Source organism: Alteromonas sp. KUL106 (assembly GCF_009811415.1).
In the GTDB taxonomy this organism is placed as follows: Bacteria; Pseudomonadota; Gammaproteobacteria; order Enterobacterales; family Alteromonadaceae; genus Alteromonas.
This window is the reverse complement of record NZ_BLIG01000007.1, coordinates 1-16,425: the sequence shown is the minus strand read 5'-3', so window position 1 is coordinate 16,425 and position 16,425 is coordinate 1. Positions and strand designations below refer to the sequence as shown.

At 42.9% G+C, this 16,425-nt stretch carries 16 protein-coding genes; 9 read left to right on the top strand and 7 right to left on the bottom strand.

Annotation, left to right across the window (positions count from 1 at the left end; all coding sequences use genetic code 11):
• Entirely contained in the window at positions 1-1,584 is a 1,584-nt protein-coding gene (gene hutH / locus GVO63_RS02955) for a histidine ammonia-lyase (RefSeq protein ID WP_159578065.1), read from the top strand.
• Positions 1,585-1,797: 213 nt separating this feature from the next.
• Positions 1,798-2,235: a CreA family protein gene (locus tag GVO63_RS02950; protein ID WP_159578105.1), complete on the top strand. Its 438-nt coding sequence runs from the start codon at positions 1,798-1,800 to the stop codon at positions 2,233-2,235.
• Between the two features lie 153 nt (positions 2,236-2,388).
• On the opposite strand, the gene GVO63_RS02945 is transcribed toward GVO63_RS02950, so the two are convergent.
• Positions 2,389-3,156, bottom strand: a complete 768-nt coding sequence (locus tag GVO63_RS02945; protein WP_159578064.1) for a MipA/OmpV family protein — start codon at positions 3,154-3,156, stop codon at positions 2,389-2,391.
• Positions 3,157-3,491: 335 nt separating this feature from the next.
• Between GVO63_RS02945 and GVO63_RS02940 the strand changes: the two genes are divergently transcribed.
• The gene (locus GVO63_RS02940) at positions 3,492-4,280 is read left to right on the top strand and encodes a hypothetical protein (protein ID WP_159578063.1); all 789 of its coding nucleotides are present in this window, start codon (positions 3,492-3,494) and stop codon (positions 4,278-4,280) included.
• Positions 4,281-4,358: 78 nt separating this feature from the next.
• On the opposite strand, the gene GVO63_RS02935 is transcribed toward GVO63_RS02940, so the two are convergent.
• Positions 4,359-5,951 carry an ABC-F family ATPase gene (locus GVO63_RS02935; protein WP_159490620.1) on the bottom strand — a complete coding sequence of 531 codons (1,593 nt, stop codon included), beginning with the start codon at positions 5,949-5,951 and terminating at the stop codon, positions 4,359-4,361.
• Between the two features lie 535 nt (positions 5,952-6,486).
• Between GVO63_RS02935 and GVO63_RS02930 the strand changes: the two genes are divergently transcribed.
• The 4 genes from GVO63_RS02930 to GVO63_RS02915 all read left to right on the top strand — a co-directional run bounded on the left by GVO63_RS02930 (position 6,487) and on the right by GVO63_RS02915 (position 9,484).
• Positions 6,487-6,867, top strand: a complete 381-nt coding sequence (locus GVO63_RS02930; protein WP_159490622.1) for a PA2779 family protein — start codon at positions 6,487-6,489, stop codon at positions 6,865-6,867.
• Positions 6,833-7,801, top strand: coding sequence for a PA2778 family cysteine peptidase (locus GVO63_RS02925; RefSeq protein ID WP_236552039.1), 969 nt, complete (start codon positions 6,833-6,835; stop codon positions 7,799-7,801). Before GVO63_RS02930 ends, GVO63_RS02925 begins: the two co-directional genes overlap by 35 nt.
• A gap of 98 nt (positions 7,802-7,899) precedes the next feature.
• Positions 7,900-8,304 carry a hypothetical protein gene (locus GVO63_RS02920; RefSeq protein WP_159578062.1) on the top strand — a complete coding sequence of 135 codons (405 nt, stop codon included), beginning with the start codon at positions 7,900-7,902 and terminating at the stop codon, positions 8,302-8,304.
• A gap of 73 nt (positions 8,305-8,377) precedes the next feature.
• Entirely contained in the window at positions 8,378-9,484 is a 1,107-nt protein-coding gene (locus GVO63_RS02915) for a mechanosensitive ion channel family protein (RefSeq protein WP_159578061.1), read from the top strand.
• Positions 9,485-9,603: 119 nt separating this feature from the next.
• Here GVO63_RS02915 and GVO63_RS02910 read toward each other — a convergent pair whose 3' ends face one another.
• The 3 genes from GVO63_RS02910 to GVO63_RS02900 form a co-directional block, all read right to left on the bottom strand.
• Complete coding sequence (locus GVO63_RS02910; protein ID WP_159494300.1) at positions 9,604-10,182, bottom strand: outer membrane beta-barrel protein; 579 nt, start codon at positions 10,180-10,182, stop codon at positions 9,604-9,606.
• Between the two features lie 155 nt (positions 10,183-10,337).
• Entirely contained in the window at positions 10,338-11,531 is a 1,194-nt protein-coding gene (locus GVO63_RS02905) for an MFS transporter (protein WP_201284708.1), read from the bottom strand.
• Positions 11,532-11,550: 19 nt separating this feature from the next.
• Entirely contained in the window at positions 11,551-11,880 is a 330-nt protein-coding gene (locus GVO63_RS02900; RefSeq protein ID WP_159578059.1) for a hypothetical protein, read from the bottom strand.
• A gap of 178 nt (positions 11,881-12,058) precedes the next feature.
• Between GVO63_RS02900 and GVO63_RS02895 the strand changes: the two genes are divergently transcribed.
• On the top strand, positions 12,059-13,960 hold the full coding sequence (locus tag GVO63_RS02895; protein ID WP_159578058.1) for a diguanylate cyclase: 1,902 nt from the start codon (positions 12,059-12,061) through the stop codon (positions 13,958-13,960).
• Between the two features lie 131 nt (positions 13,961-14,091).
• Here GVO63_RS02895 and GVO63_RS02890 read toward each other — a convergent pair whose 3' ends face one another.
• Together GVO63_RS02890 and GVO63_RS02885 are read right to left on the bottom strand one after the other, a co-directional pair.
• Entirely contained in the window at positions 14,092-14,937 is an 846-nt protein-coding gene (locus GVO63_RS02890) for an SDR family oxidoreductase (protein ID WP_159578057.1), read from the bottom strand.
• A gap of 27 nt (positions 14,938-14,964) precedes the next feature.
• On the bottom strand, positions 14,965-15,327 hold the full coding sequence (locus GVO63_RS02885) for a DoxX family protein (RefSeq protein ID WP_236552038.1): 363 nt from the start codon (positions 15,325-15,327) through the stop codon (positions 14,965-14,967).
• Positions 15,328-15,450: 123 nt separating this feature from the next.
• On the opposite strand from GVO63_RS02885, the gene GVO63_RS02880 reads away from it, so the two are divergent.
• Positions 15,451-16,359 carry a LysR family transcriptional regulator gene (locus GVO63_RS02880; RefSeq protein ID WP_159578056.1) on the top strand — a complete coding sequence of 303 codons (909 nt, stop codon included), beginning with the start codon at positions 15,451-15,453 and terminating at the stop codon, positions 16,357-16,359.
• The last annotated feature ends 66 nt before the right edge of the window (positions 16,360-16,425 follow it).

The following is a 16,425-nucleotide window of genomic DNA, read 5'->3' as shown; positions in this document are numbered from 1 at the left end:
ATGTCGTACTCGTCTTTTTTCACTGAGCAAGAGGGCGTTAAAACGCTAACGCTTGTCCCTGGCACATTGACCTTAGATCAATTAAGAGAAGTGCATCGAAGTCATATTCATTTGACGCTAGATGACAGTGCTGCACCTGCTATAAACGCCGCCGAAGAGGTAGTATTGAACGTTATAAAAGAAAACCGAACGGTGTATGGCATCAATACGGGTTTTGGGCTTTTAGCTAACACGCGCATTAATGTTGACGAATTAGAACTACTACAACGCAGTATTGTATTATCGCATGCGGCGGGCACAGGCGATTTTATGCAAGAAGACACGGTCCGCCTGCTTATGCTGCTGAAAATTAACTCGTTAGCTCGGGGCTTTTCAGGGATCCGATTAAGCGTAATAGAGGCCCTCATTACCTTGTTTAACGCACAGGTGTATCCTGCCATTCCGGAAAAAGGGTCGGTAGGAGCCAGCGGAGATTTAGCGCCGTTAGCACATATGAGTGTGGTACTTTTAGGTGAAGGAGAGGCCTTTTATAAAGGAGAGCGAATTAGTGCAGCCAAAGCTTTAGAAATAGCCGGTATGCAGCCTATTGCACTGGCGCCTAAAGAGGGGCTAGCGCTGCTAAATGGTACGCAAGCATCGACAGCCTTTGCACTTCAGGGGCTGTTTTACACTGAAAATGCGCTTCATAGTGCTATAGGTATTGGCGCACTCACTGTGGACGCTGCGCTGGGCTCTAGAGTGCCTTTTGACGCGCGCATTCATGAAGTGCGCGGTCACAAAAGTCAGTGCGACGTAGCGACGGCGTTTAGAACGTTGCTGGCGACATCAGAGATAGGACAGTCTCACCAACGATGTGAAAAAGTACAAGACCCCTATTCATTGCGCTGTCAGCCGCAGGTGATGGGGGCGTGTTTACAACAAATGCGCTATGCCCAAGAAATCTTAGTGGTTGAAGCCAATGGGGTTAGCGACAACCCGCTGGTCTTTGTCGAAAGTGATAGCGATGGTAACACGGCAACAGGCGATATTTTATCTGGCGGAAATTTTCATGCAGAAACAGTGGCGATGGCAGCAGATATGTTGGCCATTGCCCTGTCTGAAATTGGTGCGCTGTCAGAGCGCAGAATGTCGCTTATGATTGATACTCACTTAAGCGGCTTACCGCCGTTTCTCGTTGAAAACGGAGGGGTGAATTCAGGTTTTATGATTGCGCAGGTTACCTGTGCGGCACTTGCGAGTGAAAATAAAACCCTTGCACACCCGGCATCTATTGATTCGTTACCTACGTCTGCGAACCAAGAAGACCATGTCTCTATGGCCACCTTTGCTGCACGGCGTTTGAGGGATATCTTTGACAACGTGGCAGGTATTTTGGCCATTGAGTGGCTAGCGGCCTGTCAGGGGTTAGATTTTAGGAAACCGCTAAAGACCAGCGATAAGCTGCAGGTTCTTACTGATTTACTGCGCCATCAAGTGCCTTTTTACGACAAAGATCGCTATTTCGCGCCGGATATCGAAAAAGCAAAGCAGCTAATTAAGCAGCACGCCTTAATGGATAAAACACAGCTAAACCTGTTAGGCTAAGATGATCAAAGGCTCGGTAATTCGAGTAGATATATAGCAGATCATGATCAACACAGAGGTAGTAATGGTATGAAAAAAAATGGACGTTGGACAAGCTCGCAAGAGGCGCATACCTCTGTGGCGAGTCATTTTAGAGACAGCGCTTCTATGAACGGTACTTTTATTAATGGGACTGTCCTGAAAAGCATCGTGTTGGGGTTGTTTGTCACATCGATGATGACTTTGGCGGGCTGTAGCGACAGCGAGGTTGGTGACGTATCTCTAGGGCTGTTTACCACAAAAGACATCAAAATTGATGCGCTTCAAGATCCAATTGTAACTGGCGTTACCTGCCATATTTCGAGTATTGAAGCGAACCTTGATTTGTCGGACCCATCAGACAGTTCAATTGCATGCAGACAAACCGGGCCTATCACGGCTGAGATGTTAGAGGCCATTGATAAATCAGACTCAGGGGAAGTGATTTTCAAAAAATCTAAGAGCGTGTTTTTCAAAAACATGAAGCTTAGAAGAATTTATGATGCCGACTCAAAAACGCTGATTTATCTCTCTTACAGTACCAAAGAAACGTCTGGCAGTTATAAACATAGCTTGTCAACCGTACCACTATGGGAAACGCTCGCGTTTAAAAAGCCTGCATATTACCAATAGGCAAATAACTCACGTGCCCTCAAAGTAAAGTGAGGGCATTTTTATAAGAGAGCATAGGTTTGTTGTGGCTATGCGTCGAGCTCTTCAAGCATAGGGCCTAACATCTATTATTCTTCGTATCTATCTGATGGTGTTTAAGCGTGAACCAAAACGTCAGAAAAAACGGGTATAGACCAGCATTGCACTGAGTGCTGTATCATCGTCTGTTAGCGGGCTATCGCTGATGCTATCGTCAAAAAAAGTTGCGCCAACCTCTAAACGGGTCATGCCGCCTAAAAACTGACGGGTAGAAACGGCTACACGAACTTCGGTGTTAAGTGCGCTGTCACCTCGATATGTACTTCGAAACGCAGTGGCTTCTTCGGGGCGTACCCCGTAATAATAGTCGACATAGTTACTGTCTTGATAGTTCACACCCACCGACGGCTCAATCATGAAATTATCTATTCTAAACTGCTTACCGACTCGTGCAGAGGCTTGATAGCCGTCAAACTTGCTGAGTACATCAGCATTCGTTGACAGTGAATAAACCCAGCTACCAGTGTTGTAATTAAGTGCGATACCGGCCGCGTAGCTGAAGTCTCTGTCGTCCATACCGGCAAACACTGCGCTATCATCTTCTTCATAACCTGCAAATACAGGCACAAGTTGAGCGTCGAGGGTAAAGCCTTGTTCACGATAGAGTTCATAGCCTATGAAAGGCCCATAAACCCGCAATTTTTCCCCGGTGTAGCCAATAATAGGAATAGGTACAATGCGATTGTCAAAGTCGGTGTAGACGTCTTGCGATGCGGCTATACCAAAGCCCCACATCCAGCCCTGAGGTTGCTGAGCGGCAGAAGGTTGCTGTGCTGAAGCCATCGCTGAAAAGATTAAGGGTGCCGTTAAGCTAGTTACTTTTATACGCTTTCGAAATGTCATAACTAATTTCCTTTTTACTCACATTACAGCGTAGGCGTAAGGTTCGATCACAATTTATTGCAAAGCCTTTCTATCTAGAGGTTTTACGCAAAAGGGATAGGTATAAGGGCGTGCCTATTTTGGGTTTTTATCTGCTTGCCCTCAACGTTTTTATCGTTTTGAAACAAAGCAAAAAAGAAACGTAATGCACGTTGTTTTAATTAAAAACTTATGCGATTTTAACGTGCTGCTAGCTCAAAAGCGCATTTCTGAATTCGTCGAAATGGCCGTGGGGCTTAACGGCCAAAATGTAAAAAAAGACAACTAAAAAGTGCGAAAGGCACAAAGGAATAAAGATGAAATCGCTGTTTAAGTTACTTAACTTATTTATTTTGGCACTCTTGGCTACAGGATGTGCATCAACCTATGTCCCACCGACAACGGGTTACAAAGCACCTGAAAAAAGTAAAATTGGCGTTCTAATAGTCGCTAAAGACAATCCAAGCCATACCCATGTTGGTACGACAATTTTTAATAATTTCAGCAAAGAGTATAGCTACGAATGGCAGTTTAAAGAGACGATATTTAATCTTTTCGAAGAAAAAATAGAGAAGGGAACCTCTTACGATGTTGTAGATATCTCAACCCTCATTTCTGAAAACGATACGCTTAACTTTGTTGATGTGGTTAACAAGGAATGGGTATTCAATGAAAAGAGCACGAGCACCCGTGAAAAACTCACTGCAGAAGGCATAACGGCTGTCATTATCATTAAAGAGTCACCCACTCTGGCAGCAATGGAGTGCGGGATGTATGGTTGTTCAGAGCACTATAGCCAAGGTTATGGGCTTTTTACGAGAAGTTTTTTAGGGCTAGATAACTACATGGCGTCTGCCAGCTTTATGATATCTATAGAAACGATTGACAAGCCAGTGGACATCACACGACTAGAAAATATCAAAGAAACACAGACTTACTTAGCCAAGAATAAACCACTTGATAACTTTGCTGATCCCGTTGATTTTGAAAATATAACTGAAGAAGAGTTAGCGCCAGTTAAGGCTGCACTCGTCGAGTACTTTGATAATCTTGCGGGAATGACACGACAGTTCTTGATAGGAAGTGAAAGTACCTCACGTCAATAAATGCATAGGTTTAATTAGGGTGAAGACAAAGCCTTAATACGTAAACTAAAGGGGCGATAATCGCCCCTTTTTTGTTAGTTAAGCGTTTTCTTTATGCGCCAAGAATTCTTCGTAGGTTCCGTCAAAATGATTAAGTTGCTTATCTTTAATTTCGATAATCTGAGTAGCCAGTGATGAAACAAACTCACGGTCGTGGCTGACAAAAATTACCGTACCATCAAATTTATAAAGGGCATTATTCAACGCTTCAATAGATTCCATGTCCATGTGGTTAGTAGGCTCATCCATCACTAACACGTTAATGTCTTCAAGCATTAATTTGCCGAACAATAAACGGTTCTTTTCACCACCAGAGCAAACCTGAACGCGCTTGTTAAAGTCGTCAGAAGTAAATAATAAACGGCCTAGCATACCTTTAATTTGCAGATCATCGTGCTTTGGACTGCGCCACTGGCTCATCCACTCGAACATGGTAATGTCTTCTGCAAAGTACTTAGCGTTGTCCTGCGGAATATAGCCGATAGCAGCATTTTCTGCCCATTTGTAGCTTCCTGAGGTTGGCTCAATGTCGTTAACTAAACATTTTAGTAGTGTAGTTTTTCCTGCGCCGTTCTCACCAATAATGGCCAAACGCTGACCGGCTTCTAAGAGCAAGTTAGCATTGTCGAATAAAGGAAGATCTGGATAGCTATGGCCTAACCCTTCAAGCGTAATGGCAAGTCTATGAAGCTTTTTGTGTTGTTTAAATACAATATATGGCTTACGACGGCTAGACGCTTTTACCTCAGCTAACTCAATCTTCTCAAGACGGCGGGCACGCGAGGTCGCTTGTTTCGCTTTTGATGCGTTGGCGGAGAAGCGCGCAACGAAGCTTTGTAATTCTTCAATTTCTGCCGACTTTTTCGCGTTTTCTGCGTGAAGCTGCTCTTGAACTAGCATTGCGGCTTCAATGTAGTCATCGTAATTACCCGGATAAACACGGAGCTCACCGTAGTCGATATCGGCCATGTGCGTGCACACTGAGTTTAGAAAGTGCCTGTCGTGCGAGATAATCAGCATGGTCGACTTCCGCTTATTAAGTTCTTCCGCCAGCCAGCTGATGGTATAGATATCCAAGTTGTTAGTTGGTTCGTCTAGAAGCAAAATGTCGGGCTCGGCAAAGAGGGCCTGCGCTAAAAGCACGCGTACTTTTTTGCCTGGTGCCACTTCTTTCATCAAACCAAAATGATAACTTTCGTCTATGCCTGCGGAATTTAATATATCGCCTGCACGGGCTTCGGCGGTGTAACCATCCATCTCGGCGAACTGGGTTTCAAGGTCTGCTACACGCATACCGTCTTCCTCGCTCATATCCGGTTTGCTGTAGATAGCGTCACGCTCTTGCTTGACTTCCCAAAGCTCGCGGTCACCCATAATGACCGTATCAACAACGCTAAACTCTTCAAATGCAAATTGGTCCTGACTCAAAATGCCCAGCTTAGTACCGGGCGACATGGAGACGTTACCGGAAGATGGCGTAAGTTTACCGCTCAGAATTTTCATAAACGTAGACTTGCCACAACCGTTTGCGCCAATCAGGCCGTATCGGTTGCCATTGCCGAACTTCGCGGAGATATTTTCAAATAATGGCTTAGAGCCAAACTGCATTGTAATGTTTGCGGTGGTAATCAAAACTGGTATCCAGGGGTAAAACGATGAGAAGAGATAGTAGTGAACGTTGACGTTACTTCACTAATATATAAAAGCGCGCGCACTATAAGGAATTGAGGACTACATGTCGAGGGAATTTTGAACAGTTTTTAGTTTGTATCGCAATAGGAGATACCAACCTCTGCCTTCAGTTAAACACGCACATAAAACTTAAATAGGAAAATAATTCCCTAATGTAAAAATTTTACCTATTGTTTGTATGAGCGGGGTTAAGTTTGTTCGATAAGATTGCAATATCAACGAGCGATAACGTTATGAAAGCAAAACCTCAATGCCGCTATCTATGTGTACTTTAGAGGAGGGGCAGTAAATGGAGGATCAGCTTTATGCGTTACGGCCCTAAATTTGCTAACCATTCTACTTGAAATAATGCCGCAGTTCGCGAAAGCGTCTGTAACGTCAGTGCGAAGTTTTATGGAATCAAATGTTAGCGGACGCCAAACAGGCTAGATAACGCAATGAAAAATAAAACTGTGCATTTTAAAGAGGAAAACATATGAAGTACTTGAAAAAAATCGCAATTGGTTGCTTTTCGGCAACGGTTTTAATGTCTGGTAGTGTGCATGCAGAAGCCATAAGTTCAGATTCCGTCATGCAAACCCAAGTTGCTCAATACAATAAAACGCAGCTTATCAATATGGTTAATCGTGCAGATGTGCAAAGCAAACTAGTGAGCTTAGGTGTTGATAGCAATGACGCAATTGCAAGAATCAATGCGATGACAGACAGCGAAATTGCTCAGCTAAATAACGAAATAAACCAGGCGCCAGCGGGTGGTATCGTTGGTGCGGTATTGACGGTACTCGCCATTATCGCCATTTTAGACTTAGTTGGTGTTACCGATGTTTACCCGTTCATTCGCCCGGTTAACAGTTAATCGAATGGTCAGTATCATTAAAAAAGCCTGCTATTTAGCAGGCTTTTCACTTTTAATTGCATTGACTGGATGCCAGTCTACTCCACAAGCCGACCAGTTACGAAAAGAAGGGCTTGCGTCTTTGCCCTCATCCCACACTATTAGTTCGGTGCCTTTTTTTCCACAAGAGCAATTTTACTGCGGGCCTACCACGCTATCTGAAGTGTTCGGGTATTACGGAGAAAGCATTTCTCCAGAAGAAATTGCACCTAAGTTGTTTATTCCCAATAAGGAAGGAAGTTTGCAGCTAGAAATGGTTGCAGCTACTCGTCAGTATGGCTTCTTACCCTATACCGAGCGCGGGACAATTTCTTCCTTACTGCAGTTCGTTAAAGACGATATACCCGTAATCGTATTTCAAAACTTATCTATTCAGCTCCTACCCCAGTGGCACTACGCCGTGGTTATCGGGTTCGATAGCGACAAGGGCACCGTAAAGTTGCACACGGGGTTAACGCCAAATCATGAAATGTCGCTCGAGTTGTTTGAGAGAACATGGGGAAGAGGTAATTACTGGTACTTGGCGCCAGTTCCCCCAGAAAAAACATCATCGCAAATGGATCCTTTCGGTTACGTGAGCGCTGCATATGACATGTTGAAAGTTGGCGATAAACAGCAAGCACTCGCTTTTTTAGAAACGGCCTCGCAGCGATGGCCAGATTATTGGTTAAGCTACTTTTTAACTGCAAACTACTATCTCAAACTTGATAGCGGTGAGGCCGTGCGATGGTTTGAAAAAGGTTATGTGGCGGGCAAAACACAAAATGCTTATGTTCATAACTATGTAATAGCGTTGAGGAAAAATGGTGAAAACTCAAAAGCGGAAGAGGTTCTACAGCAAGGGTTATTGCTATTCCCAAATAATGATAAATTGATGTCGCTGAAACAATCGTAAAACATCTATGAGGTCAAACCACCCAACTCTTATTCTCAGTTTGATAAGACAAAATTTGGTCTACACTTAGTAACAAAGTAGTAGATTAAACTTAAGCTATGCAGAGAAATCTAAGCAAGTCTTTTATCGAATATAAAAACGGGATTGTAGCAATAGAACTAAGAGGTGTTTTTAATCAGCAAAGTGCTGAAGATTATCAAAAGGCCCTTTTCTGTTTGGTAATGAAGCTAAACTATGCGCCATTCGCGTTGCTTGCGGATATTAGTCGCGTTGAAGGTGCAACGCCGGAAGCATTCGATATTGTAAAAAGCATTATTAATCGTCTGCCTGAGTTCGGTTTAGTTGCAAAAGCATATGTGTATAGAGGGCCTGTTATTAAAGGCATGATGTTTCAGCGAATTCCTGAGCTAGAGCAACTGGAATATTCTTTTTTTACTGATATCGAGGTTGCCTCAGATTGGCTTACGAAAGAATACCAGCGACATATTAGTTCTCACTCCTGAAGAACAATTGGTGTAAGTTTTGCGTAATCATTAGTTTATAAAAAGCAAAACACCACAACAGGAGCCGTCACCATTGGATAGTTTAAGCATTTTCAACAACGAGCAAGCAGTTGCCATACTGTGGCTTGTTGGCGTCGTTATCGTGCTTTTCACCATCAAGCGACTCATATTGGTGCGTTTGAAAGCAAAAGCGCATTCGGAAACCAGCAGCATGTCCGATATTTATCGGGTATTAGTGTTGTCTTTGAACGCCCCTTTGAACCTTCTAATTCTCATCATTTTTGCTCAGTTAGCGAAAAGTATTATCGCGGTTTTTGGTATTGAAAGCGAAGCACCTATCAAAGCACTCAATACGGCAATAGATGCCGGATTGATAATCACGCTAGTGCTGTTTTTTGAGCGGTTTGTTACTTATTCTCTGAAACGCTATCGTGACCAGTCAACCTTAGTAAAAAACACCAGTGCTATTGCCGGAGGGGCTGTACGAGCGGTATTTGCCGTGTTGGCTATTCTTATTATATTGAGCACCATGGGTGTTTCAGTAACGCCCGTTGTGGCATCGCTGGGCATTACTTCGCTTGCTGTGGCGCTAGCGCTCCAGCCCACCCTAGAAAACTTCTTCTCAGGTATCCAACTGGTCATGGATAAACCTATCAGAATTGGGGATTTCATTGAACTAGATTCAGGTGAACAAGGGTTCGTTGAAAAGATTGGCTGGCGTTCAACATGGGTCAGAATGCTGCCTAATAACATAGTGATAATGCCCAATAGTAAGTTGTCTAACTCAAAACTTATCAATTATTACTATCCTGAGCGCGAACTTTCGGTACCTGTTGAAGTGGGCGTCCATTACAGCTCTGATTTAGACCATGTTGAAAAAGTGTGTTTAGACGTGGCGAATGACATTTTAAAACACCACGAATACGGTGTTGAGTCTTATCAACCCTTCGTGTTGTTTCACACGTTCGATAATTCGAGTATTAACCTGACCGTAATGCTGAGAACGCGAGAATACTTTAACCGTTTTTTTATAAAGAGCGCGTTTATAAAAATGCTAAAAAAGCGATTTGATGAAGAGGGTATTGTCATACCATTCCCAATTACTGCGCTTAATATTGACCAAGAATGCGTGGCGAAGGTATTTCCGGCAGGCCAGGAACACATGAAGCCAAAAGAGTGAAGACACGCGTTAGTCTTAGAATATCCCCTCCCGATGCCAGCTAATACCAGTCCGCCATAAAAAAAGCCACGTTAAAGAACGTGGCTTGAACATTGTGACGCTATCTTATTGCTCGCGTTTTAGAACGTGTAACGCGCAGATACACCTAGCAAATCTACATCATCTGCAATGACATAGGTCGCGCCGAATGAAAACTGCGGAGTAAAAAAGTAGTCAGCGCCAATTTCAAAGGCGGTATCATCTTCTTCGATATCGATGTAGCGAATGGCACCACGTAGCTCGAATTGCTCTGAAAGCATGGAACGAATACCCGCAGTTATGCCATAGCCGTTATCGTCTGCCTCAGCAGAGGCGAAGCCCGCATCCAGATCAACATCAACATATTCGTAGGTTAATTCACCAAAAAAGTCAGTTTTTGCAGTTAAACCATAGCGATATCCAACACCTGCAGAGATGTAGTCAAGTTCACCGTCAACGCCATACTCGTCTTCACTTAGTTGGCCGTAACGACCGGTAAGATATACATTGTCGTTAATAGATTTAAAGCCTTGAATTTGAAAGCCTGTCGGCTCGAAGTCACCCGCCTCTTCAATGTCTGCTTGTATATATCCAGCTTTGACGAAGTCGTAAGAAGGCGAAGCTGCGAAAGCATTTAGAGAAAGCGCGCCAATGATACTGGCGAGAATAGTACGTTTCATTGTTTCTAATATCCTTTTAACAATTACCGCTTCCAACCACTTTTGGAAGCCTCAACATTATGGGGATGGTTTTAGAAAATCAAATAGGGGGAATGGATCATTGCTTATGCTTTGAGCTTGGTAAGTTAATGCTTAAATTTAACCGTATTGAGTCGTTAATGCCGAGGCGTGTTGTTGTGTTTTTTATACAACAAACAAGTGAATAGACTCGTTAAGCTTAATGCGAATGTGACATAGCTAAAGGATACGACAGGATCCATCGTTAAAATAGTAACCGCATAAGCGCCAATGGCAGCGCCAGCTAAATGAAAAAAGCCTGTCAATGCCGCTAAAAAACCTGCAGACGTTTCAGAGAAGCCAAGCAGAATTGTGACGCTACATGGCATGGCTATGCCAATGAAAAAGAAAGCTGCGTAACTAAACCCCAAGGTTGTAACCAACCCATCAAGGTTCAGCCCTGCCACAAGCAACAAAAATATCAGCGATAGCATAAAAATGCACAGGCTGGAAAATTTGAATTTTCGTAATGCGGGAATGGCAACTAGGCGAATATTTATCAAGCTGCCCAGTACAAAAGAGAAGGTCGCGAACAGCGAACATATCGAGAACATCGTTTTACTTAAGCCAAACTGCTCCATTACCATAGAAGGTGCAGCCGTAATAAAGCTAAACACGATGCCGTAAAGAAATCCGCTTGCCATACCTATAAACAAAATGTTCATCATTGATGTTTTAATAAGACCGAGCGTCTCACTTAAAACATTGATTGAAGTTGCTGGCGTATACTTTTCTACTGCGGTCAGGATTGATGAGAGCAGCAGCAAGGCGATAACCCCCATCATCAGAACAACATGAAAAATGGCGATGGTACCAAAAGACTCGCCAATTAATGTTCCCATCATTGGGGCCACTGCAGGGGCAATTGCGAATGCGATATTGGTTAATGAGAGTGAAATATTAAGCTGTTTTTCAGTAAATATTTGTCTTGATAAACCTCGAGAAACAGACACGCCAACACCGCCGCCGAGACCTTGTATGATGCGGCCAAAAAGGAAGGTTGATTCAGTGTCTGCGAGTATGATCATGACGGTACCAAGACAGAATGCCAAAATCCCGCACAGTAAAAGCTTTTGCTTATTGATATAATCGCAAACAATACCCGATACGAGCTGTGAAATAGAGAAAGCAACAAGAAAAATCGCTACGCTCTGCTCTACAACCTCAACGTGGCTGTTGTACATTTTCGCTAAGTCGTAAAAGAACGGACTGTAAATGTTTGTCGATACTTGGCCCAGAATAGACAAGATGGTGAAGGTAACCGTCAAAAAAAAGAACGTATTGGAAGACATTTGCGACTGCATGGTATTACTAACCAGTAAATATAGGGAGGCGGCTGGTGTAAATGCTACATATTTGATGTGACAGTTTTAATAAAAGGCTTTCGATGTAATCACCATCTAGGCTAAAGCGCTTAAAGTTATAATCGCGTCTAGAAGTCACTAAGCGTGTTGGTTTGTCAGTTCGTGTATCTATAGTGATACCATGCGATTGATTAGGGGGCTCATCCAACTTACCCTTGTCACCAGACTGCTCAATGAATTCCCCCTCTTTGTTATATTGAACAACAAAAGTTGCTCCGTAAGCATATACCTCACATATCACCGTTTGTCGCAATGACTTTTCTTTAAGGAAATACATATCCGGGTCTGAGAATATGCCTTCAGTCGCTGTTTTTTAAGTTATTCATTTTAATTTGGCGGTCGCGCTCGACAATAATGTACTAAGTTTGCTCTAGCTCAACACATATCTCCTTCACGCTTGGTATAAACAATACTGTTTAAAAAAAGTACTAAAAATAGCCTGCAAGGGCGGCCTTTTGCTTGACTTAGAAATAGCAAAAGCATATACCCAACAAGGGGGCTTTATAAGAGCGCGCTTGCGTCTGCCCCGTCAATGCTTTACTCATAACAATATTTTTTTCGATGATATGGTAGCGAATAACTTGACGATTATACGACTTGTGATGCTAATGCTGTTGCTCATGACGACGGGTAACACAGTTGCAAACGAAGCACGTATTGCCACGTTAATAGCGCAGCTAACCGACTTGGCACCAAGCGATAAGGCGCAGTTACCATTATTGCTGGAACTTGCAGACATCTACTTGTATCAAGACCCAGCTTTGTCAGAGCAATATGCTAAGCAGGCATTGCCCTTTAGCGTTCATGAAAAAGACGACTACAGTAGGGCGAGAGCGTTTCGTCTTCTGGGTATGTCGAGTATGTATCAAGGCAAAAACAGCGAAGCATTTAGTTATTTAACGCAGGCGCTGAGCGCCGCACAAGTAACAGACGACGCGCATATGCTGTCTCTTTGTTCTCGCTCAATAGGCGTGTATTACGAGCTTGTGGTCGATTTTGATAACGCGGTTAAATATTACATTGAAGCTATTAAACACGCGCGCTTAAGTGACAACGCAGCCGATCTTGCCATGGTGTATAACAACTTGGGTAATGTACTGAATTCCCAGGGCGACTACGATGACGCGGCGGATTATTTTAAACAAGCGGCAAGTATTCACCAAGGTCTTGGCAATACTGATATGGCAATGAATGCCACAGTCGGGCTAGGCACCACTTTCTTAAACTCACAGCAATATGAGCAGGCGCTCAATATCTTTAAAGCGGTGCTAGAAAACGACGAATTTATCTACGATTTTACTTACAGCGAAGCCAGCGTAAATGTAGCGCACGTTTACCAGGCGTTGGGTAAACACGATCTTGCAGTAAAGATGTATCGCCATGTTATAGAAGATGAGCGCGGAGGCTCTTATCCACAGGCGTTAGCATCGGCATACCTTGGTTTAGCCAAGCTTTACACTTCGCTTGAACGCTTTGATGAAGCATTGGCCTTATATCGCAGCGGCATCGTTAAGGTGAAAAACAAAACTTCGGTAGAAAGTGAAATTGCACTTTATGAAAGCTTGGCGCTTCTTGAACTTAAACTGGGTAACTATGAAGATGCTGCGAACACGCAGGCTGAGTACATAGCGCGCAGAAATGCCATTCAGCCGGTAACACAAGCGGGCATTATTAAAAAGCTGGAAACCCAGTTAAAGACCGAGCGAGAACTTATTCAGCTGCAAGAAGACTTGCTGCAACGCGAGCGAGAAGCCAAGCACTCAACGCTATTCCTGTTTACGTCCATTGTCATTTCACTTTTCTGCTTGGTGCTTTTCTTGGCGCTAAGACTGAGGCAGCAGAAGTTACTCAGACTTGAGCAAACCAATGAGACCCTGCTTGTGGCTTCTGAAACTGATCCACTTACCCAGGTGGGTAATCGGCGTTTTCTCGACAGGAAGTTAAGCGTACTGCGCGAAACCTCGATGGAAATGGCGTTTTTACTATTGGATATTGACCATTTCAAAATCCTCAATGACAACTACGGTCACGATGTGGGCGATGACGTATTAGTGCGGCTGGCAAATATGCTCAAAGCATTAAGCCGCAAAGACGACGTGCTAGCGCGTATTGGAGGCGAAGAGTTTGTTATCTTGCTACCCAATACCGATAAAGGCGCAGCAATGACTATTGCTGAGCGGATTAGGCACAAAGCAGAAGATAGCGTGTTTAAGACGAAGGCTCGCGTTACTGTGAGTATTGGCGTTGCCGTAGGAAATACTCAAAGTGCTTGTTATGACGAGCTTTACAAACAAGCCGATATTGCGCTTTATCAAGCCAAAGCGGATGGACGAAATAGCGTGCGTGTCTTTTCTTAATCTATTTCGCGCATCGTTTATTGCTAAAGTAAAAAATACTATTACGTGTTGAAAAAAGGTATTTTAGTCAACCAATAAAGATCCCAATAACAATACCTTGGCTGCCTGAACTATTCACACTGGTATTATGGTTAATGTTCAGCTAACCACTCGCTCAAACGAGTTTGAGGTTTACCAACTAGGCGTTCGGTAGTTTCAGGTGAGCCTACTTCGGTAGTTGTTTCAAAATATTCAAATACAGGAATGATATCTTTTAATTGCTTGTTTTTTGTTAGCCATGCAATTGTTTTGAGCAACCAAAAAGGTGCATTGTTGACTTTCTTGATTTGTGGATGCTTTACTTTAACGTATTGGGATAGAGCTTCATTAATGGTTAGCGCTTGCGGTCCATATACACTTAGCTCTTGGTTGTAAGTTTCAGGTTTTTCGTAGGCATTAACTAAAACGTTGGCAAAATCTTTTGAAGCAATCCACCTTAGTTTGTTTGGTTGTTTCCCAATAACATTCGCTTTACCGTCTTGAATCATTAGCGACAAGGATTCCATAAACCAAGTGGGGCGTAAAATTAGGTAGTCGAAACCACTCTCTTTGAGAGCTTGCTCACAGCGATACTTCGCATCAATAAAAGACAACTTGTGAGTATTTTCCTCGCATACTGTGGCTCCACTGACAAAACTGATCAGTTTAATATTGCCATTACTTCTAGCAGCCGAGATTATTCGCGTCAGTGCTGCGTACTCATCTAATTGCGAAAGCGTAATATGGATGGCATCGCATCCATCTATTGCTAAGGATAATTCTTTATCATTAAATACATCGGCTTTGCAGGTTTCAATTTGCATGTATTTTTGCGCGTCAATATTTCGAGAAACAAGTTTCAAAGCAAAACGGTGTTTTGTGAATGCTTTTATTGTTTCTTGGGCTACCAATCCACTAGCACCTAAGATACACACTTTATTAATTGTTGTAGATGTCATTACATTAACCCGTTGTTACCGTTTTCATCATACTTTGGCATGAGATTGCGCTTTACGAGTGACAATGATAGCGATGGTCAATATCGCTAATACAATTGCTGGAATAGCTTTATCAAAGGTTTCGTAAGCTATATGAAAGTACGTAGCCCCTAGCATAATGATGAATAAACCCGCGCTGGCTAGCGCACTAGTGCGGCGTATCCATAGACCAATTGCTCCAGCCAGTTCACATGTACCAATAAAGTAGCCGAACCATACTGGTAAACCCATTATTGCAAAAGATGCGTGCACCATTTCGACCCCCGCCAGTTTCGCTATGCCAGCGGCTGCAAAAGCTAAGCTTGCCAGCACAAGACAAACGTACATTATTATCATTTTTAATTTACTCACATGTTTCTCCATTTTTGTTTAAAACTACTGTGTTGGTGTGAATAATAAGGATGATTTTTCATAAATAATATTTAATGTTTCTTTGTTTGTTATAAACTTTTTCTTTTCTTGTTGGGGCGGGTAATGAAACTTGAACAATTGATAATGTTTCAATCGGTGGCCGAATTAGGCTCCTTGCGTGAGGCAAGCAAACGCTTACACAAAACTCAACCCGCTGTCAGTCAAGGCATAAAACAATTGGAGTCTATTTTAGGTGTTGAGTTGTTCAGCCGCTCCGGCTATCGCCTGGTATTAACTGAACATGGGAAAGCCTTGTATCAGCATGCGTTAAGAGTATTAAATGAAGCTAAAGCCATGCGCAATATGGCCAAACATATCAGTTCTGGCAATGAATTGAGTATCACGTTGGCTATAGAAGCATCTTTTGACCTACGTGGAATATTACCCTTGTTTTCTGATGCGCAGCGGCAGTTTCCTGACACTCAAATTATTTTAAAACAAGAGCACTTAAGTGGCGCCATACAGGCGCTGAATGAAAATCGAGCAAACTTATGTTTATCTCCAGTCACCTCAGAAGTAAGACAAAATACTCAGCTTGAAATGCACTATTTAAGCTCTGGATGTTTGATAAACGTAGCTTCTAAGCTTCTACTCAATCGGCATCCAAATCTTTCATTGGCAGCACAGCTTATCAACGAATACCAAATAGTAGTTCAAGACTCTGGCACCCAATCTAAAAATAAACGCTGGGGAGTTCAGGATGGCCAAAGATGTTGGTATGTTAATGACTTTGCAACAAAAAAAATGTTAATAGAATCAGGCATGGGCTGGGGGCGACTTCCTCAACATTTGGTGCAAGAGAGCATTGATAAAGGACTTCTTGTAGAGCTTGACCTAGAAGATATTGATATCAAAATCACCTTTGACTTTTACTTGATCAAAAATAAAGACACGATATTAGGACCCGTAGCGCAAACACTATGGGATAAGTTCAAAGCCTATACTTTTAACACAGCTTCGTTGAGTTATTGAGAAAATGCGTAACGATCGTTTCGCCATCGAAATGCAAACAACAGATAACACAAGAAATGTCGGTTT

What these genes read in the sequence shown, in the direction of transcription:
- GVO63_RS02880 (WP_159578056.1), top strand. Translation starts at nt 15,451, where the DNA reads ATGAAACTTGAACAATTGATAATGTTTCAATCGGTGGCCGAATTAGGC.
- GVO63_RS02945 (WP_159578064.1), bottom strand. Translation starts at nt 3,156, where the DNA reads ATGACATTTCGAAAGCGTATAAAAGTAACTAGCTTAACGGCACCCTTA.
- GVO63_RS02920 (WP_159578062.1), top strand. Translation starts at nt 7,900, where the DNA reads ATGCAGAGAAATCTAAGCAAGTCTTTTATCGAATATAAAAACGGGATT.
- GVO63_RS02925 (WP_236552039.1), top strand. Translation starts at nt 6,833, where the DNA reads ATGTTTACCCGTTCATTCGCCCGGTTAACAGTTAATCGAATGGTCAGT.
- hutH (WP_159578065.1), top strand. Translation starts at nt 1, where the DNA reads ATGTCGTACTCGTCTTTTTTCACTGAGCAAGAGGGCGTTAAAACGCTA.
- GVO63_RS02890 (WP_159578057.1), bottom strand. Translation starts at nt 14,937, where the DNA reads ATGACATCTACAACAATTAATAAAGTGTGTATCTTAGGTGCTAGTGGA.
- GVO63_RS02900 (WP_159578059.1), bottom strand. Translation starts at nt 11,880, where the DNA reads ATGTATTTCCTTAAAGAAAAGTCATTGCGACAAACGGTGATATGTGAG.
- GVO63_RS02930 (WP_159490622.1), top strand. Translation starts at nt 6,487, where the DNA reads ATGAAGTACTTGAAAAAAATCGCAATTGGTTGCTTTTCGGCAACGGTT.
- GVO63_RS02940 (WP_159578063.1), top strand. Translation starts at nt 3,492, where the DNA reads ATGAAATCGCTGTTTAAGTTACTTAACTTATTTATTTTGGCACTCTTG.
- GVO63_RS02950 (WP_159578105.1), top strand. Translation starts at nt 1,798, where the DNA reads ATGATGACTTTGGCGGGCTGTAGCGACAGCGAGGTTGGTGACGTATCT.
- GVO63_RS02910 (WP_159494300.1), bottom strand. Translation starts at nt 10,182, where the DNA reads ATGAAACGTACTATTCTCGCCAGTATCATTGGCGCGCTTTCTCTAAAT.
- GVO63_RS02905 (WP_201284708.1), bottom strand. Translation starts at nt 11,531, where the DNA reads ATGTCTTCCAATACGTTCTTTTTTTTGACGGTTACCTTCACCATCTTG.